Below are 18,757 nucleotides of genomic sequence, written 5' to 3'. Positions count from 1 at the left end.
GATTAATCCTCGCGGGTCACGCGCAACACTTCTTCCAGCGACGTTTTACCGGCCAGCACTTTATGGCAGCCGTCTTCGCGAATACTGGAGGTGGTCTGGCGAATGTATTTTTCGATAGCCTGCTCACCTTTACCGTCGTGCATCATGCCGCGGATAGGTTCATCAACCAGCAGTAGTTCATGAATACCTGTCCGGCCGCGATAACCGGTTTGATTACAGGCGGCACAGCCTTTGGGCTGATAAATGGTCGGCAGTGGCTCACCCGCGGGCAGATTCAGTAATTCCGCCTGCTGTTCGTTTGGCTTCACCGGAATACGGCATTCAGGACACAGTGTTCTGACCAGGCGCTGGGAAAGCACGGCAAGCAAACTGGAAGACATCAGAAACGGTTCGATGCCCATGTCTTCAAGACGGGTAATGGCACCGGCTGCGGTATTGGTGTGCAGTGTTGAAAGTACTAAGTGACCGGTTAAACTGGCCTGAACCGCAATTTGCGCGGTTTCAATATCACGGATTTCACCCACCATCACCACGTCCGGATCCTGACGCAGTATCGCACGCAGGCCGCGGGCGAAAGTCATATCTACACGGGGATTTACCTGAGTCTGGCCGATGCCGGGTAAATCAAATTCGATAGGATCTTCAACGGTGAGGATGTTGCGGTCTTTCGAGTTGATTTCCGTTAAGCCCGCATACAAGGTGGTACTTTTACCGGAACCGGTAGGACCGGTAACCAGGATAATGCCGTGGGGCTTACGGATTAACGATGAAAAGATATCCCGGTTGCGTTTGGTCATGCCCAAATCTTCAAGATTCAGACGGGCATTGTTCTTATCTAATAAACGCAGTACGACCCGTTCACCGTGATTGGACGGCATGGTCGATACACGCACGTCAACAGCACGGCCGGCTATTCGCAGGGTTATACGGCCATCCTGAGGGACGCGCTTTTCGGCGATATCCAGCTTGGCCATAACTTTAATACGGGAAACCAGCATGGAAGACAGCTTGCGGTTAGGGCGTAAAATTTCCCGCAATACCCCGTCAACGCGAAAACGAACTATGAGCTGGTTCTCGAAGGTTTCGATGTGAATATCCGAGGCGCCTTCTTTAATGGCTTCACCGAGCATAGCGTTGATCAGTTTAATGATTGGCGCGTCGTCTTCACTGTCGAGAAGATCTTCTGTATCTGGTAATTCTTCGGCTAATGAGAACAAGTCGCTCTCATTACCCAAATCTTCCATCAATTGTTTGGCGGCCGAAGAGTCACGCTGGAATGCCTGTGTCAGCAAGCCTTCGAATTTATCCTGCTGAATTTCCGTTAAGGTAAACGGCTCACCGAAAAAGCGGCGCACTTCAGCAAATACCGCAAATGGCGTGGCTTCGGTGTAATACAGGGTGGCCGGATCCGTATTCGTCTCCAGCAACACATGATGCCTCTTGGCAAAGCTGAAACTCAGCTGGCGGGGGCCTGCTGCTTCTGCCAGTTCATCATCCGGCAGGCTATCCATAGCTTCTTCCTGTGCTGCGATAGCCTGCTCTAGCGGGTCTTCATTCGCAGCCATGATCAATCGTTATCCTTGTTCTTCTCTTTTTCCAGAATGTAATCTTCAAAAGAGGGAGGCAGCGCCAGCGCATCATCCCATTCCGGCATGGAAGGCTGTTCCTGTGATGGCATCAGCGACACACCTTCAGAGTGGCGCTTCAGTTGCTGGGCACGGATATAGTTGTACTTACGGTGACTGATTTCATTCATACGCACACCGTCGCGCACGATGGTAGGCTTTAAGAACACCATCAGATTACGTTTACGCTTGCTGGTAGAGGTAGACTTAAACAGATGTCCTAAAATAGGAATATCACCCAGCAGCGGTACTTTAGACACACTTTCCTGAACATCTTCATCAATCAGGCCGCCCAGTACAATGGTGCCGCCGTCATCAACAATAACCGTGGTTTTGATTTGGCGTTTGTTGATAGAAATGTCTACAGATGTTGCGCCACTGACGCTGGATACTTCCTGCTCGATGGTCAGCTGAACGGCATCACCTTCGTTAATTTGCGGGGTGACTTTCAGCTTGATACCCACTTCCTGACGATCAACGGTCTGGAACGGATTTGAATTATTATCGCCGGTGGTTGTGCCGGTAATGATAGGCACTTCCTGACCCACGATAAAGAAGGCTTCTTCGTTATCCATGGTAGTCAGGTGAGGCGTTGCCAGTACGTTTGAGTTGGTATCGTTACTGACTGCCTGAACGACGGCTCCCCAGCCGTCTTTGATGATACCGGCAAGCAGGCCATTGGCGCCGCTCAGCAGGCTTGCAAGGGCGGTATAATCACCCTCTTCGGTGGAATCGATTTGTACCACGTTACCTTCATCGGTAATGTAAGCTTCTGTGGTGGTGGTGTCTTCTGCCTGTTTCAGCGCCACAGCCAGTGAACCAACCGGTACAACACCATTGTTAAACTGGGTGCCGCCGCCTTCTTCAGTAACCCATTGCACACCAAGGGTTGCGCCGTCGCCTTCAAATACTTCAACAATAATGGCTTCAACCTGTACCTGCGCACGGCGTACATCCAACTGGCGGATAACTTCTTCTAAAGAACGCATCATGTCCGGCTCAGCGGTGATAACCACGGCATTGGAGTCTTCATGGGCATCAATGCTGATGTCACGTTTCGCACTGCCACGGCTTTGTGTGTTGCCGCCCTGAGCTTCAGCCTGAATGCTGGCAGATACACCCTGCAGTACTTTTACCAGGTCTTCTGCTTTGGCATAGTTCAGGAAGACAACGCGGGTATTGCCGCTTGATTCCAGCTCCTGGTCCATACGCTGGATCAGGTTAACAATGCGGGCACGGGCTTTAGCATCACCGCTGACGATCACTGAGTTTGTACGGTCATCTGCCACAGCGCGGGGCTCTGACTTGCCGGTGTTAGCGGCTTTGCCCTGAGACTTATTGATGCTGTCGACAATACGCACCATTTCTGATGCCGATGCGTAACGCAGCTTAACAATTTCCACTTCTTCATCACCGGCGCGGTCAACGCGTTCGATAATTTCCACCAGGCGGTTTACCACGGCCGCACGGCCTGTAAGCATCATCACGTTGGACGGATCGTGAGCAACCACGTTACCGCCACCGGCCTGATCATTAAGTTGGCGAAGGATTGGGGCTAATTCACGCACAGGCACGTTATAAACGGGTACAACGCGGGTGATCATTTCGTCACCGTCCATTGCCGAACCTTCAACAACCGGAATATTGGAGGTCTTCGCCTCCTTTGAGCGCACGACTTTCAGCACACCGCTGGGCATTTCTACTACAGCGAAATCGTAGACTTGCAGTACGTTTAAAAAGAACTGGTAGTATTGTTCTTCAGTGAGCATGTCGTATGAACGCACACTGATTTTGCCCCTGACATTGGGCTCGACAATAATGGTTTTCTTGAGGTTTTTACCAACAATGGAAATGAATTCATTGATGTCGGTATCTTTGAAATTCGGCATGTACTCTGCGGCTGTGGCAGAGACGCACAGCGCGGCAGCACAGATAGCTGCAGTAATCCGGGAGAATAAAGTCCGGCTCTCTTGCCTCATGAGTCTGTCTTCCTGTTTTTATTAGTCATTACCCGCCTCCGGGATTTCCAGGTACAAGGTAATGTACTCACCATCACGTGTCAGCGTCAGCTCTATGGTATCGGCCTGACGAAGTTCACTCATGGCTTCCTTTGATTGCTGGGTATCGGTCAAATCCAATCCGTTGATTTGGATGACAACATCGCCCGCCTGCAGGCCGGCTGATTGAAACAGATCTGGTTTTTTACCCGGTTTGATTTCGTAGCCGACCAGTTGGCCATCACCGATTTTGGGCGTAATAGCGATGAAATCCATGAAATCTGCCGGGCTTTCCCGTAATGATGAGGCGACGTCTTCATCCAGCTCCACCTGATTTTGCGGAGGAGGCGGAATGCGGCGTTTAGGCGCGGGGGCTGCGGCACGGGGGTTGTCATCAGCGCGCGCTGTGCGCTGGCGGTTTGCTTCGTCGTAATCCACACCGTCAAGCATCAGGGTTTCACGGCGAATACCGTTTTTAATAATAACGCGGTCGTTCATGACCTGATCAAGTGTCGCGTTAGTCCCTTCTATTTTTTCGCCCAGACCGTATACGTTTTGGGTGCCCCGGTTTTCAATGATCGCCGTGGCTTCTTCTTTGAGCGAACTGACTACCACGCCTGTCAGCGTTAAATTTAGTTTTGTTTCCGGCGCGTCTGTCACCGGCTGTTCGTCTGCGGCCTGTTCTGTCCGGTTGACGGTTCCGAACAGGTTCAACTGTTGTAATCCGGCAACATCGACCCCACCTTGCGCAGATGTAATGCGTTCAGGCTGTGAAGTGAGTCCGGCTGGTGTGGCAGGCCCGGCTGGTTCGGGTATAATTCGCCAGATGAGTTTTGCAGCAAACGCTAACAGGTACAGGCTCAGCAAAACAACAATTGCGAGATGCACTTGTTTCTGATGCCGGCTGAAGAAAAGTGCCAGTGACTGAGAATTCAATTTGTCGAGTGTCATGCGTTGTCGAAGGTACTGCTTTTTTAATAATAGATTTAGAGCTAGCCGACCCATCATAGCCCGGTCGAGGCGGGGGTCACAACAGTAAAACGAAAGAGTGACAAAAATATTACATGAGCAATCGTAATCAAAGCGATACTGACGTAAATGTCCGCCTGGACAAGTGGCTCTGGGCTGTTCGTCTGTTCAAAACCCGCGGTCTGGCGCGGGAAATGGTGCAGGCCGGTAAAGTGCATTACAACGGCCAGCGTGCGAAGCCGGGCAGAAACGTAGAGCCCGGCGCCATGATAAAAGTTCCGGCCGGATGGGACACAAAAGAAATAAAAGTGCTGGGACTGAGTGATAAACGCCTGAGTGCACCGCTCGCTGAAGCGCTTTACGAGGAAACACCGGAAAGTATTGCCCAGCGGGAATCCAATCAGCAGGCCCGCAAATTAAGTGCGTTTCACAGTCCGCGTCCTGACAACAGACCGGACAAAAAACAACGCAGACAGATTATTAAATTTAAGCAGCAGTAAGCTGCTAAGACAGGATAGATTTCATGAGCAACTATGATGAATTACATCGCTATTTGTTGAATGCAGCAAACGTACGCGGCGAGCTGGTCAGGCTGGAAGAAAGTCTGCAATCCATTGTGCACAGCACGGAATATCCGGTGCAAATCCAGCACCTGTTGAGTGAAATGGCAGCGGCAACCTGTTTGCTGACAGCAATTTTAAAATTCAAAGGCGAAATCGGTTTGCAAATTCAGAGTAAAGGGCCGGTGAGCTACGCGGTAATCAACGCCACCCATGAATACAAACTTCGTGGCGTAGCCCGCTGGGATGAAACGCTGACGGTTTTGCCTGAGAGCTTTGGTGAACTGGTAAAAGATGCTGTACTGGTGATTACTATCACGCCGGAAGAAGGTGAACGTTATCAGGGTGTTGTAGGGCTGGACAAGCCTACACTTGCTGAATGTCTGGAAGCCTATTTTACGCAGTCTGAACAACTGGCGACGAAAATCATTCTGATGACTGATTTGCAGGAACCTACCCGCGCCCGTGCTGCGGGTATGCTATTGCAGGTACTGCCCAGTCAGGCTGCCGCTACAGATGTGGCGCAGGATACTGATTTTGAGCATGTGTGCAAGCTGACCGAAACCCTGAAAGAAGATGAAATGTTTGGTCTGCCGGTGAATGATATTCTGTATCGTCTGTACCACCAGGAAGAAGTTGAAGTGTATCCGGCTCACCCGGTTTCATTTTCCTGTTCCTGCTCCAAACAGCGCAGTGCTGACGCACTGAGAAACGTGGACAAACAAGAGCTGCTGCAGATCATTGAAGAGGATGGTGCCATTAAAATGCACTGCCAGTATTGTCATTCTGAATATCTGTTCGACAGCGTGGATGTGGAAGCCATTCACAATGGCCAGTTTGTGGAAACCCGTAAAGATCAGTAAAAGCCCTGCGAAGTGCCTGAGTTAGCGCTTCGCAAAAAAACGGAAATACAACAGTGCCTGCCGGTTAAGCCCCGGCAGGTCCTGCTTTCAGGCCGCAGCTGCAAAGCCCTGCTTCCGGAAAAGGGCCACCAACGTTTAATTGTGTGTAAACCAAATTTTGTTCCCTGCCTTTTTGATTTTACAATCGAGTTACAATTCCTCAATATTTTCATAATTTATTGAAAATTAATCATTATATTTCATTCCAACTTTTTTATGCTTTACTCATTCTGAAAGTTTATTTCTTTAAAACGTCATTCAGATCAAAAAATAATCGCTATTTGTATTTATGATGTTGTCTGTGCCCTTGTTTTATATACAATCGAATTGAAAAGGATTTTTGAAAGTTAAAATGTAAACTTACTAAAGGGCTTACCAAAATGACCGCGGCACCACTTTTAAATTCAGATACAGCAGTAAACGTGCTCACTGATCTCACGTCAGCTGAGTTAATTGAAATTGCACTTAAACGTGGCGAAGGCTGCCTTGCAGACAATGGTGCACTGGCAGTAGAAACCGGACACCGGACAGGTCGTTCACCTGCGGATCGCTTTATTGTCAAAGAGCCTGCTACGGAATCAGACATCGACTGGGGTAAGGTGAACAAGCCCTTTGATGCAGATAAATTTGATGCATTGTGGGACCGCGTAGACGCTTATTTAAATACACAGGAACATTTCCTTTCTCATTTACAGGTTGGCTCTGACCCTACACATGCTTTGCCAATAAAAGTACGAACACAAACGGCATGGCAGCATGTCTTTGCCCGCAACCTGTTTATTCAGCCCGCAACGTGGAATCCGGACAACAAAGAGGCATGGCAGATCCTCAATGTGCCCGGTTTTACCTGCGATCCTGAGCGCGACGGCACCAACAGTGACGGTGTGGTTATTCTGAATTTTGCTGAGAAAAAGGTGCTTATCGCCGGTATGCGTTATGCCGGTGAAATGAAAAAAGCCATGTTCAGCGTACAGAATTTCCTGTTACCGGCAGAAGAAGTATTACCTATGCACTGCTCAGCCAACGTGGGAGAGCAAGGGGATGTGACCTTATTCTTCGGATTGTCCGGCACCGGCAAAACCACACTGTCTGCCGATCCCAAGCGCTTTCTGATTGGTGATGATGAGCATGGCTGGGCGCCCGGAAGCGTGTTCAACCTGGAAGGTGGTTGTTATGCAAAGTGCATCGATTTATCGCAGAAAAATGAACCGGTCATCTGGGATGCCATCCGTTTCGGTACGATTTTGGAAAATGTGGTACTGGATGAAAAACGCACCCCGGATTATGCTGACGTCAGTCTGACACAGAACTCCCGTGCTGCCTATCCGTTGGATCATATTGAAAAGCGTGTGGCTGACAATAAAGGCGGTGAGCCCCGCTCCGTTGTGTTCCTCACCTGTGATGTGAGCGGCGTCTTACCGCCGGTTTCTGTACTCAGTGAAGAAGCGGCGGCCTATCACTTCTTAAGTGGTTACACAGCAAAAGTCGGCTCGACAGAAATAGGGTCCACTGCTGATATTGAATCGACTTTTTCAACTTGCTTTGGCGCACCGTTTTTCCCGCGTCCTGCCGGCGTGTACGCGGAATTACTGATTAAACGGGTGAAGAGTTTCGGCGCTAAAGTCTTCCTGGTGAATACCGGCTGGACCGGTGGTCCCTACGGCACCGGCAAGCGCTTCGATATACCTGTTACCCGTGCGGTAATCGACGCCATCGTTTCCGGGGAACTTGCCAATGTGGAAACCCGCCATATTGATGGTCTGAATCTGGATGTGCCGGTAGCGGTACCGGGTGTCGACAGTAAATTGCTGGTGCCGGCAGAAACCTGGGCCGACCAGCAGGCTTATCAAACCTATGTTGAAAACCTGGTGCAGGAATTCAAAGCCAACTTCGAAAAATATGATGTCAGTGATGCCATCGTGAAAGCCGGCCCCGGCTTCTGACTGCTTTCTATCCGACGTTAGTCGACTTAATGCCCGCAGTGTGTCTGCGGGCTTTTTTTGCAATGAAGGTTCCGGCTGGCGGTTACTGCCCGCCGGCCAGTGCGCTTTGAATGGCTTGCGGATCCATGAAGTGGGAATAATTACCGATAGCGTCAGTAACCACCGGATCCTGCATTAACTCGCCCATTGCGACCTGACCAACCAGTTCGAAGGCACGCTGGAGTGCCATGGGATCAGATTCAGAGGCAACTTTAAACTGCGCCGGGCAGTCGCTTGCGAGCAGGCGGGTGACCAGGTCGCCGATGTCCTTATCAGACTCAAGGCGGTCTTTTTCCGATACTTCGGCATAGCTTTTTATTTCAGGATGAGCGGCCATGGAAAAGAAAATCCATTTTGCCAGCGATTTTCTTTCTTTGCCGTTTAAGGAATCGATCAGACAACTGCCTAATTCGTTCGACATCGCGGGAGCGGCACTCAGGGCCGACGCACTGATAATTAAAGCACTGATTAACTTCTTCATATTGCACCTTTTCTTCTGTTCCTTGTGTGCAGTGCCAGCCGGGTATCTCCATGCCGGTTACCGCTCGCCTGTATGACGGATGAAAATCGTCATGCAGAAGGATTACATAAGATAGCGTGAAATAATATAGGCTAAAGTATCTGTTTTACCGCTGTTTTACGTTCACCCGGACAGTATGTTTACGATAAAATCCTTTCCGGATTCATCTGCACAATCAACGAGGTCCCGTGCAAAAGTCAGCACCTGCCCAATTTCTGGGGCTAACGCCTATATTGTTTTTTGTTGTCACTATGCTGGTTGCCGGCATTATCAGCGACAACATTACCGCTATGCCAGTTCTGGTAGCCCTTTTCCTGGCCGCCGGATATGCTCTGCTGCTGAACCCGAAGGATCAGAAGCTCACTCTGAATGAGAAGATTGCGCAATTCTGCGAGGGAGCGGGTAACAAGAACATTATTCTGCTGGTGCTGATATTTCTACTCGCCGGCGCATTCTATTCGCTGACCATCGATATCGGCGCGCGGGATGCCACCGTCAACCTGGCGTTAAGCGTAATACCAACGCCCATGATATTGCCGGGTCTGTTTATCATCTGTTGTTTTATTTCTTTTTCCATGGGGACTTCTACCGGCACTATCACGGCGCTGGCTCCCATCGGACTCGGACTGGCTGATGGGCTGGGTGTGTCACCGGCATTGCTGGCCGGTGTGGTCGTTGGCGGAGCCATGTTTGGTGACAACTTATCCTTTGTGTCAGACACCACCATCGCGGCAACCCGCAGTCAGGGCGTCAGGCTGACTGACAAATTTAAGGCTAACCTGCTTATCACCCTGCCGGCATCTGTGATCACCATTATCATTCTGGCATTTGTCAGCGTGGCGGATACCAGTTCGTTACAGCAGGGTGATTACGAACTCATCCGCATTCTGCCCTACATGCTTATTATTGCCTGTGCACTGGCAGGTTTGAATGTGGTACTGGTGCTCGCTATCGGTATCGGGTCCGCAGGGGTTATCGGCCTTATCACCGGTAGTTTCGCACCTATGGGGATGTGGCAAAGTATACAAACCGGCCTGGGATGGATGCAGAATCTGTCGGTCATCGCTCTGACAATCGGTGGTATTGTCAGTCTGATGCATGCTTACGGCGGTATTACCTGGCTGATTCAGGTGCTAACCCGGCGTGTGCAAAGTCGTCAGGGTGCAGAGTACAGTATTGCGGCACTGGTCAGTTTGCTGGATTTATCCACGGCGAATAACACAATTTCTATCGTGGCAGCCGGTCCGATAGCCAGCGATCTGAATAAACAGTATGGCGTTGACCCACGCCGTACAGCCAGCATTCTGGACGTGTTCTCGTGCAGTTTTCAGGGGCTGGTGCCCTACGGTGCGCAAATCCTCACAATCGCCGCTGTGGGCGGGCTATCTCCGCTGTCCGTTTCCATGTATTGTTGGTACCCCATGTTATTGTTTGTGTTTGGTGTGCTGGCCATTGCGTTTAATATTCCTAAGTTCGTTACAGAAAACGGTAGTCCTGACGTCTGACGGTCAAGTGTGCCTGTGAGCCGCCGGCCGGTTACCGCGATCATATTTGGCGGATTTTTTCTGTTCGGGATGCTTTTTATTCTCTGGGGCGTTTTGCTGCCGGAGATTGCTGCCGATCTTGAAATGAGTGAAACCGTCAGCGGAGCATTGTTCCTGCTGTTCTCGCTGGGCATGATGCTGGGTGCTCTGTTTGGCGGCAAATACGTCAGTAAATTCGACTTTCTTTATTTGCTGGCATGGCTGTGTGCTGTGGATGCGGTGCTGGTGTTCGGGGTCTCCCTGATGACCGCCTGGCAGGGGATGCTGTTGATGGTGTTTCTCACCGGTGTGGTGAGCTCTGCGGTGATCACCATCGGACATACACTCATAGCCCAGTTGTATGCAGAGAAGCGGTTCGCCATGATGGGGGTGATGGACTTTATGTTCAGCCTCGGTACGTTCGCTGCGTCTTTCTACGTGACCCTGATCTACACCTTTTCTCATGAATGGCAGAAGCCGCTGCAATTTCTGACGTTCCTTCTGCTTTGCGTGTCGGCCTACACATTTATGACTGCCGGACAGCACAGAAAACTAAGCAAAGGTAAACCGGCAGAAAAAAAATCGTCACTGAAGTACATGGATATGCTCAGACAGCCTGTGTTTCTGCTACTGTGTCTGGTGAGTTTCGGCTACGGGGCGGTGGAGTTCGGTAATGCGAACTGGTTTGTCAGTTACGCAAAAAACGATGGTTACGATGGTGAACAGGCCCGCAATCTGCTGGCGTGTTTCACCGCCGGTATGACATTAAGCAGGCTGATTTTTTCCTGGTTCCTGCGCTATTACAGTGTTTACCGGTTAATGATGATTCTGGCTACTATGACCATTACCGGTGCTTTCGGTATTAAGCTTGCCGCAGGCAGTGTGACTATTGGCAGCTTCAATTTCCTGCTCGGGTTGGGATTAGGCGGTCTCTTTCCTCTGGTACTTTCGGCGGCAATGAATGTGGATCCGTCAAAAGGTCCGGTATTGTCCGGGATTTCGTTGATTGGGAATGCTATCGGGGTGCAGGTAGCCTCTTTTGCCACCGGATTCTGGGCCAGTTTTCAGGGGCTTCACATCGCCTTCTGGATCATCCCGCTTGCCAGCATATGGCTGTGGAGCACGACCTGGTATTACAGCCGCCAGATTAAGCAGCAGGTATAGCAGTAATGCCTGAACGGCGGCTAGTGAGCGCCGGGTAGCCAGAATTCCGCTACCAGGCCACCTTCAGGGTGATTCCTGAGTGTGATGTTGCCGAAGTGCATATTGATAATTTTACGGGTAATAGCCAGTCCCAGCCCTGAGCCCAGACTGCCCCTTGCTTTATCTCCCTGTTTGAACGGCATAAAAGCGTTATCCAGCTCGTTGTCAGGGATGCCGGGGCCGAAGTCGCGGATGCGGCAATACACCCGTTGTTTCGCGCGGTCAAAGAAGGTACTTATCGAAATTTTGTCACCGCCGTAGCGGAAGGCATTTTCAATCAGGTTATCCAGTACCCGCTTGATGGCTACCGTGCGTACCGGCGTATCCGGCAAAGAAGTCAGTTTCAGGGTGATATGATGGCTTTCGTAACGCTCATGCACCCTTACCATATCCCCGATAAGCGTATTCAGATTGGCATTTTCCCACTCGCCGGTACGGTCAAAGCGGGCGTATTCAATAAACTGATCGATAATGGCATTCATATCTTCGATGTCTTCATTGATGCCGTCACGCACCCACTCACTTTCTTCCGGCAGCATTTCCGAAGCCAGCCTGATTCGGGTAAGCGGGGTACGTAAATCATGAGAGATACCGGCGGTCATTAATGTCCGCTCATCTTCCAGTTGCTTTATACCCTGATTCATCCGGTTGAATGCGCGGGTCACTTCCCGCATTTCGCTGCTGCCCTGTTCTTTCAGCGGGGGCGGAAACTGTCCTCTGCCAACCTGCAATGCGGCCTGCTGCAGCGCCTGCAGCGGCCGGTTAAGATGGCGTACAAACCACCAGCCGCCGGTCACACTCAAAATACCGATTACCATCAGATACATGGTGGGGGGCGGTGAAATATGGGCGTCGTTGCCGCCTATCAGCGGAATACTGACCCAGATATTCGGTCGCGTGCTGAGAGATATCCACACCCGGTAAGGCTCGCTGCCAACTGCAGTTTCAGCTGTACTGATCCGAACGTCTGCTTTGACACCAATTTGGGAAGATACCTGCGAAGACATGAAATTATAGTGGGTGGCATCACGCAGACCCTGCTGCAGCGCCTGCTCCGTGGTCATGATTTCGACTTTGGTTTGTTTTGCGTAAGCCAGCCGTTGCTCAAGAGGTGCGCTCATCAGCCCCTGCGATTGCACGCTTTGTACCTGCGTTGCCAGCAAACTGCTGATCTGCTGGGTAGTGGGACGCACAAAATAGTAGGTGACTGACAGATAGGACACCACCTGATTGATCAGCAGCAGTACGCCGATCAGCAGTACGGTTTGTCCGAATGCACTTTTAGGAAGCAGCCTCACGCAAGAAACATCATCTTATGCTGCGCCACCATCCGGCACGAACACGTAGCCAAGGCCCCATACTGTCTGAATATAGCGCGGGCTTGCCGGGTCTTTCTCCAGCATGCGGCGCAGACGGGAAACCTGAACATCGATACTCCGTTCCAGCGCGCTGTAATCACGGCCACGGGCCAGATTCATCAGTTTGTCCCTGGAGAGCGGTTCTCTGGGATGGGTGACCAGTGATTTAAGCACAGCAAATTCGCCGCTGGTTAACGAAAGCGGCTTACCTGCGGCTGTCATTTCGCGGGTAGCGAGGTTCAGGCTGTAATCACCGAACTCAACAATTTGCTCATCTCTGGACGGTGCGCCGGGCGCTTCTGTGGTTTTGCGTCGTAATACGGCTTTGGCCCGGGCCAGCAGTTCGCGGGGATTAAACGGCTTGGGCAGGTAATCATCGGCACCCATTTCCAGGCCGATAATGCGGTCAACTTCGTCACCTTTGGCTGTCAGCATGATGATGGGCATGTCGTTTTCTGCCTGTCGCATACGCCGGCAAATAGATAAACCATCTTCACCAGGCAGCATCAGGTCCAGAACCATCAGATGGAAGTTCTCACGCTCAAGCAGGCGGTCCATTTGCTCTGCATTGGCTGCGCTGCGCACCTGAAAGCCCTGTTCAACAAGATAACGCTCCAGCAGGCTGCGAAGGCGCATATCATCATCGACAACAAGTATTTTGGACGTTTCCTGACCCATGGTTATTATTCCTGAACAGTGGCTGTGTAACCGGTAATAAAAAGCAGTACGCCGCGCAAAACGGCGGGTACTGTCTTAAGTTACCTTAACTATAACCACTTCAGGTCACGGACAAAAGCACAGAGATGTTGCGAATGTCCGTGGAATGTTACAAATGATGTCAGCCGAGTACCAGGTCCGCCATCAGCAGAACCATGGCAAAACCGAAAGAGTAAGCCAGCAGCAACAGTAGTGCGAACTTGCCATACTTAGCAAAGGTCAGACCCTTCACTTTACTCATGGTGACAATCCCTGCCGAAGAACCGATGATAAGCAGTGAACCCCCTACGCCTACGGCATAGGTAAACGCCATCCACTCCGCGGTAGACATGGATATATCAGCTTTCAGCAGTGCTGCTGTCAGCGGCACGTTATCAATCATTGAAGACAGTACGCCCATGATGAAGTTAGCGCCGGTTGACGGGAAGATGTTGTACACCTCAAGCAATGCACCCAGTGCGTGGATATGGTCCAGCATACCAACCAGCAACAATACACCGAGGAAAAACAGCAGGGTGTCGAACTCAATGAGGCGGATGTAGTCCAGGATCGGATCATGATACTTCTCTTCGCCCATGAAGGTCGCGACCAGGAACATGACAGCCATACCAGCCAGGAAACACAGCATCGGTGGGATGGCAAACAGAACGTTGGCAACCAGAGTCAGTATGATGGTGGATAAGAATATACCGGCAATGACATAGTCAACGGAACGCATATCATGGCGGGTTTTCTTTATCTTCACGGTGCCGTTCATACCAATACTCAGCATCATTGCCAGGAATAGTACGGCGGAAAGGGACGGAATGATGAGCAGCAGCAACTGCGTGATAGTAACCTTGCCGTCGAGGAAAATCATCAGTGTGGTCACATCGCCGGTGATGAGTGACACGCCGCCGGAGTTCACCGCAAATACCACCAGTACCGCAAACCGCATGGTCTGGTTAAACGGTAATCCCAGTGACAGTACCATGGCTATGGACACAAGAGTGGCGGTGATGTTGTCTGCCAGAGAAGAGAAACAGAAACTGAAGATGGCGGTGAAGAAGATAAGCTTTCGCAGCGTAATTTTGGCTGGCATGATGATATTGAGCATATTCTCAATCATGCCTTTACGGTTAAGGTAAGCAACAAAGGTCATGGCGGCGACGAGGAACAGCCACAGGGTGGAGATTTCGCTGATGTTTTCAGTAAGGTGTTCGTTGAGCTCTTCTAAACCGGGCCCGCGGTTAGCGTTTATAAAGAGAAGGATCCAGGCAAGTGTTCCGAGAAAAAGCGTCGTTTTGGCTTTGTTTACGTGAATGACTTCTTCGAAAACGACGCCAAGTAACGCCAGTACAGCTATGCCGATGAGTACATAATCCAGCATGGTTTTTACCCCCAAATTGTAAGAGGTAAATTATACGTTTTCAGGGCCCGCGGCTGAACGCCCGGTGCGTTGTAAACCGCGGAAAATCAGTTATATCCGTTATGCATTTGAATGATGAAAACACAATGAAAACGGGCTGTTAACGGCTATGTACGAATTGCTTACTGCTCGCTCACCCAGTCCATCTGACTGCCTGCCCGTCGCTTCTGATCAAGAATATCTTCAATCAGCGGTGTGAGGATTAACTCCATCGCCAGACCCATTTTTCCACCCGGTACCACCAGGGTGTTAATGCGGGACATAAAGGCGCCGTCGATCATTTGCAGCAGATACGGATAATCAACGTTTTTCATTTCACGGCGGAATCGCACCACAACAAAACTCTCATCCTGGGTAGGGATCTCTCTGGCACTGAACGGGTTAGATGTATCGACGGTGGGAACACGCTGGAAATTAACGTGAGTGCGGGAAAACTGCGGTGTGATGTACTGAAAATAATCGTCCAGTCCGCGCACAATACTGCTCATCACCGCTTCACGGGAGTGCCCCCGGTCAGTGGTATCGCGGACAATTTTCTGGATCCACTCCAGGTTTACGATCGGTACCATGCCTACCAGCAAATCTACATGGCTCGCCACGTCATTTTCTTCCGTGGCAACACCACCGTGCAGACCTTCATAGAACAGTAAGTCAGTGTTTTCCGGCAGCGCCTGCCAGGGCGTGAATGTGCCCGGCATCTGGTTAAACGGGACGGCTTCATCAAAGGTATGCAGGTACTGGCGGAATTGTCCGGTGCCGGTTTGTCCGTATTCTTTAAACAGGGTTTCGAGTAATTCAAAATCGTTGGCGCGCGGGCCGAAGTAACTGATATGGCGGCCCTGTTCCTGCGCTTTGCGGATTTCCACCTCCATTTCCGGACGGGTAAAACGGTGGAAGCTGTCACCGCCAACCACTGCCGCATTGACATTCAGGTTACGGAAGATGTGCGTGATCGCATTTGTCGTTGTTGTGGTGCCTGCGCCGGAAGAACCGGTGATGGCAATAATCGGATGTTTGGCTGACATAATCACAGAATAGGAATACCGGACTTCTGTTATAAGCTGGCAGCACGGAAGAATCAAGGGGAACTATGTTGCAGTATAAGTCCGCAACGGGTTCGAAATTCACCTGATTTATAGTGCCCGGCCATTGTCGGGCGTGCTTTGTACGCCGTTAACCGGGAGGATTCAGATGCCGGTTTTTCAGTTTCTCCAAACTGATTTTATCTTTCAGACTCATGATCACTGCGGCAATACTGAGCAACAAGATACTGCTGGACTCATAAAGAAGCACAATTTTATCCAGCTCTTTGCTTTGCAAAATGATCATGCGGCTGAGCGCTGTCATGGCGATGATCAGTGGCAACGTAACCGGAATCCGGCTGCTGTTATAGTACGCGGCCAGCATGCCGATGACTTCGGCGTAGATAAACAATAGCAGCAGATCTGACAGTTCAACCTTACGCTGATGAAACATGTGCATGATTTCATCGCCCACAGCAACCAGCGTCGCCAGCATAATGAGGATCAGCAACAGTTTTTCAATTTGCTCGATAAATTTCGCCATATCTGACTATCTTGAAGCGTTTTTGTACAGACCTGTAAGACTAATTGGAAAGTGCCGGCGGGCACACCGTGCTTTGGTCGTATATAACGGGGAATTTTCCGGGACTGTCGGGTTACGACCAGAGAATAAGGTCTTTCTTTGGGGGAACGGGAAGAAAAGGCAAAAAGAAAGGGCGCCGCAGCGCCCTTACCGGATTATGCCTGACCGCTTGCTTCGCGGGCGATAGCGCGGTATGCGATATCTGTTCTGAAATACACATCTTTCCAGCTGATGGTATTCAGTAATTCATAGGCTTTCTGTTGTGCTTCGGTAACATTGTTGCCCAGTGCAGTAGCGCATAGTACACGACCGCCTGCAGTCACTACCTTGCCGTCTTTCATGGCAGTGCCGGCATGGAAAACTTTGCCTTCGTGAGCAGCAGCTTTATCCAGCCCTTCAATGACATCACCTTTGTCGTAACTGCCCGGGTAACCCCCTGCAGCCAGTACAACACCAACCGCAGCGCGCTCATCAAAATCAATGGTTTTGCCGGCCAGTTCGCCTTTACAGGCCAGTTGGCACATTGCCACCAAATCAGACTGCAAACGCATCATGATAGGCTGGGTTTCAGGATCGCCGAAACGGCAGTTGTATTCGATAACCTTTGGCGTACCGTCTGCCATGATCATCAGGCCTGCATACAGGAAGCCTGTATAAGGGTTCCCTTCACTTGCCATACCTTCAACGGTAGGCATGATGACTTCCTTCATTACGCGGTCATGGATTTCCTGCGTCACAACCGGAGCCGGTGAGTATGCACCCATACCGCCGGTGTTCAGACCAGAGTCACCGTTACCTGCGCGCTTGTGATCCTGGCTGGTGGCGAAAGGCACAACATTTTTACCGTCTACCATCACGATGAAAGAGGCTTCTTCACCATCAAGAAACTCTTCGACTACCACGCGGCTGCCGGCGTCACCGAATGCGTTACCTGCAAGCATGTCACGGATGGCATCTTCAGCTTCCTGTAACGTCATCGCAACGATAACACCTTTACCGGCGGCCAGACCGTCAGCCTTCACGACAATCGGTGCACCTTTTTCACGCACATAGGCGATAGCGGGATCGATTTCAGTGAAGTTCTGGTATTCCGCTGTAGGAATGGCATGGCGGGCTAAGAAATCTTTAGTAAACGCTTTGGAACCTTCCAGTTGTGCCGCAGCTTGTGTCGGTCCGAAAATCATCTGACCGGCAGCCTGAAACGCGTCAACAACACCTTCAACCAGCGGCGCTTCAGGGCCGACAATGGTTAAGTCAATCGCGGTGTCTTTGGCAAACGCCAGCAAACCTTCGATGTCTGTTACACCAATGTTCACGTTTTTCAGCTTAGGTTCAGTGGCTGTGCCTGCATTACCCGGCGCAACATAAACAGTGGAGACAGAGTCAGATTGTGCGGCTTTCCACGCTAATGCGTGTTCACGGCCACCGCTGCCAATAACTAGTACGTTCATCAAAGCGTTCCGTTATCTCTTATTCAGGTTTAATAAATTTAAGTGTCATCCGGTTGCTTTCACCAATAGACAGATACTTTGCCTGATCTTCTTCGCCTAAGCGCAGAGAAGGTGGCAAGGTCCACACGCCTTTAGCGTGATCGGCATTGTCTGCAGGGTTAGCATTTACGTCACTTTCAGCAACCAGTTTGAAACCGGCAGCTTCAGCAGCATCGATGACAAAAGACTTTTTCATATAACCGCTGCTTTTCATTGCTTCGTCAGCAGCGGATTCCGGTAATTCATGATCAACTACACCCAGGATGCCGCCGGGCTTCAGGGCTTTGTAGAACGACTTAAACGAGCCGGTCACGCCTTCTTTATCGCCGCCCATGTACCAGTTATGGACATTACGGAAGGTCAGCACTGCGTCTGCACTGCCGTCAGGGGCAATGTCAGGGCTCTTTGAAGGATGGAAAGCCGTAATCGTGGCACCTTCATAAAGGCCGCCCGCTTTGGCTTTTTCTTGGAAGCCGTTGAGCGAACCGGCGTAATAACCCGGTGCACCGTCGAACATAAAGAAGTGCGCCGCAATATAGTTGCCGTCGTCTTTTAGTAAAGGTGCGAGAATATCGGCATACCAGCCACCGCCGGGCCAGATCTCAACAACGGTCATGTCCGGTTCAATACCGAAAAAGCGCAGAGTTTGTTGAGGATGACGGTATTCGTCACGGGCTTTGGCATCCGCTGAGCGGTTATCGTTTTTTACCGCATCGGTAATAGCGTCTGCGCTGGCCAGTGTTGACGTGAGTGAAGCAGATACAGCAAGCAAAGAAGCGGCAATTACACGCATCGTGGTCTTCATAATTGATCCTTAATTGTTTTAACGGTGCATAGCATTTTTAAAGTAATACCTTGTACTGCAGCAGCTAGGTTAACGCAGGACAGTAAAAACGCA

General features: G+C 50.7%; 16 protein-coding genes. 5 read left to right on the top strand and 11 right to left on the bottom strand.

The genetic code is table 11. The features are described 5' to 3' along the window. Positions 1-2 precede the first annotated feature (2 nt). From gspE to gspC, 3 genes are read right to left on the bottom strand one after another with little or no spacing between them, the layout of a single operon-like run. On the bottom strand, positions 3-1,565 hold the full coding sequence (gspE, locus tag J3369_RS20945) for a type II secretion system ATPase GspE (protein WP_349590652.1): 1,563 nt from the start codon (positions 1,563-1,565) through the stop codon (positions 3-5). Between the two features lie 2 nt (positions 1,566-1,567). Further along, entirely contained in the window at positions 1,568-3,604 is a 2,037-nt protein-coding gene (gene gspD / locus J3369_RS20940; RefSeq protein WP_119503097.1) for a type II secretion system secretin GspD, read from the bottom strand. 21 nt (positions 3,605-3,625) lie between these two features. Further along, positions 3,626-4,573 (bottom strand): type II secretion system protein GspC, encoded by a 948-nt coding sequence (gene gspC, locus J3369_RS20935; RefSeq protein ID WP_349590648.1) that lies wholly within the window; start codon positions 4,571-4,573, stop codon positions 3,626-3,628. Between the two features lie 113 nt (positions 4,574-4,686). Between gspC and hslR the strand changes: the two genes are divergently transcribed. The 3 genes from hslR (at position 4,687) to J3369_RS20920 (ending at position 7,996) form a co-directional block, all read left to right on the top strand. Continuing rightward, complete coding sequence (hslR, locus tag J3369_RS20930; RefSeq protein ID WP_303572403.1) at positions 4,687-5,091, top strand: ribosome-associated heat shock protein Hsp15; 405 nt, start codon at positions 4,687-4,689, stop codon at positions 5,089-5,091. 23 nt (positions 5,092-5,114) lie between these two features. Further along, on the top strand, positions 5,115-6,014 hold the full coding sequence (gene hslO, locus J3369_RS20925) for an Hsp33 family molecular chaperone HslO (RefSeq protein WP_119503094.1): 900 nt from the start codon (positions 5,115-5,117) through the stop codon (positions 6,012-6,014). A gap of 419 nt (positions 6,015-6,433) precedes the next feature. Further along, positions 6,434-7,996: a phosphoenolpyruvate carboxykinase gene (locus J3369_RS20920; RefSeq protein ID WP_349590644.1), complete on the top strand. Its 1,563-nt coding sequence runs from the start codon at positions 6,434-6,436 to the stop codon at positions 7,994-7,996. An 82-nt stretch (positions 7,997-8,078) separates the two neighbouring features. On the opposite strand, the gene J3369_RS20915 is transcribed toward J3369_RS20920, so the two are convergent. Continuing rightward, positions 8,079-8,516, bottom strand: a complete 438-nt coding sequence (locus tag J3369_RS20915) for a hypothetical protein (protein WP_349590641.1) — start codon at positions 8,514-8,516, stop codon at positions 8,079-8,081. Between the two features lie 206 nt (positions 8,517-8,722). Between J3369_RS20915 and J3369_RS20910 the strand changes: the two genes are divergently transcribed. Continuing rightward, on the top strand, positions 8,723-10,060 hold the full coding sequence (locus J3369_RS20910) for a Na+/H+ antiporter NhaC family protein (protein ID WP_502877495.1): 1,338 nt from the start codon (positions 8,723-8,725) through the stop codon (positions 10,058-10,060). Positions 10,061-10,075: 15 nt separating this feature from the next. Next, entirely contained in the window at positions 10,076-11,242 is a 1,167-nt protein-coding gene (locus J3369_RS20905; RefSeq protein WP_349590635.1) for an MFS transporter, read from the top strand. Positions 11,243-11,262: 20 nt separating this feature from the next. Here the strand turns inward: J3369_RS20905 and envZ are convergent, their stop codons facing one another. The 7 genes from envZ to J3369_RS20870 all read right to left on the bottom strand — a co-directional run bounded on the left by envZ (position 11,263) and on the right by J3369_RS20870 (position 18,652). Continuing rightward, complete coding sequence (gene envZ / locus J3369_RS20900; RefSeq protein ID WP_349590632.1) at positions 11,263-12,579, bottom strand: two-component system sensor histidine kinase EnvZ; 1,317 nt, start codon at positions 12,577-12,579, stop codon at positions 11,263-11,265. 15 nt (positions 12,580-12,594) lie between these two features. After that, positions 12,595-13,317 (bottom strand): osmolarity response regulator transcription factor OmpR, encoded by a 723-nt coding sequence (gene ompR / locus J3369_RS20895; RefSeq protein ID WP_119503088.1) that lies wholly within the window; start codon positions 13,315-13,317, stop codon positions 12,595-12,597. A gap of 160 nt (positions 13,318-13,477) precedes the next feature. Further along, entirely contained in the window at positions 13,478-14,725 is a 1,248-nt protein-coding gene (gene nhaD, locus J3369_RS20890) for a sodium:proton antiporter NhaD (RefSeq protein ID WP_349590629.1), read from the bottom strand. A 161-nt stretch (positions 14,726-14,886) separates the two neighbouring features. Then, entirely contained in the window at positions 14,887-15,789 is a 903-nt protein-coding gene (locus tag J3369_RS20885; protein ID WP_119503087.1) for a phosphoribulokinase, read from the bottom strand. A 148-nt stretch (positions 15,790-15,937) separates the two neighbouring features. Beyond that, the gene (locus J3369_RS20880) at positions 15,938-16,330 is read right to left on the bottom strand and encodes a phosphate-starvation-inducible PsiE family protein (protein WP_119503086.1); all 393 of its coding nucleotides are present in this window, start codon (positions 16,328-16,330) and stop codon (positions 15,938-15,940) included. 194 nt (positions 16,331-16,524) lie between these two features. Then, complete coding sequence (gene purD, locus J3369_RS20875) at positions 16,525-17,820, bottom strand: phosphoribosylamine--glycine ligase (RefSeq protein WP_349590626.1); 1,296 nt, start codon at positions 17,818-17,820, stop codon at positions 16,525-16,527. 19 nt (positions 17,821-17,839) lie between these two features. Next, a complete protein-coding gene (locus J3369_RS20870) occupies positions 17,840-18,652 on the bottom strand; it encodes a class I SAM-dependent methyltransferase (protein WP_349591104.1) in 813 nt (270 codons plus the stop codon). Positions 18,653-18,757 lie beyond the last annotated feature (105 nt).

Source organism: Alteromonas sp. NFXS44, assembly GCF_040148705.1.
Lineage (GTDB): Bacteria > Pseudomonadota > Gammaproteobacteria > Enterobacterales > Alteromonadaceae > Alteromonas.
This window is presented reverse-complemented; position numbering and strand designations above follow the sequence as displayed.

Coding starts and splice junctions, on each gene's coding strand:
- gspE (WP_349590652.1), bottom strand. CDS start 1,565: ATGGCTGCGAATGAAGACCCGCTAGAGCAGGCTATCGCAGCACAGGAA.
- gspD (WP_119503097.1), bottom strand. CDS start 3,604: ATGAGGCAAGAGAGCCGGACTTTATTCTCCCGGATTACTGCAGCTATC.
- gspC (WP_349590648.1), bottom strand. CDS start 4,573: ATGACACTCGACAAATTGAATTCTCAGTCACTGGCACTTTTCTTCAGC.
- hslR (WP_303572403.1), top strand. CDS start 4,687: ATGAGCAATCGTAATCAAAGCGATACTGACGTAAATGTCCGCCTGGAC.
- hslO (WP_119503094.1), top strand. CDS start 5,115: ATGAGCAACTATGATGAATTACATCGCTATTTGTTGAATGCAGCAAAC.
- J3369_RS20920 (WP_349590644.1), top strand. CDS start 6,434: ATGACCGCGGCACCACTTTTAAATTCAGATACAGCAGTAAACGTGCTC.
- J3369_RS20915 (WP_349590641.1), bottom strand. CDS start 8,516: ATGAAGAAGTTAATCAGTGCTTTAATTATCAGTGCGTCGGCCCTGAGT.
- ompR (WP_119503088.1), bottom strand. CDS start 13,317: ATGGGTCAGGAAACGTCCAAAATACTTGTTGTCGATGATGATATGCGC.
- nhaD (WP_349590629.1), bottom strand. CDS start 14,725: ATGCTGGATTATGTACTCATCGGCATAGCTGTACTGGCGTTACTTGGC.
- J3369_RS20885 (WP_119503087.1), bottom strand. CDS start 15,789: ATGTCAGCCAAACATCCGATTATTGCCATCACCGGTTCTTCCGGCGCA.
- J3369_RS20880 (WP_119503086.1), bottom strand. CDS start 16,330: ATGGCGAAATTTATCGAGCAAATTGAAAAACTGTTGCTGATCCTCATT.
- purD (WP_349590626.1), bottom strand. CDS start 17,820: ATGAACGTACTAGTTATTGGCAGCGGTGGCCGTGAACACGCATTAGCG.
- J3369_RS20870 (WP_349591104.1), bottom strand. CDS start 18,652: ATGCGTGTAATTGCCGCTTCTTTGCTTGCTGTATCTGCTTCACTCACG.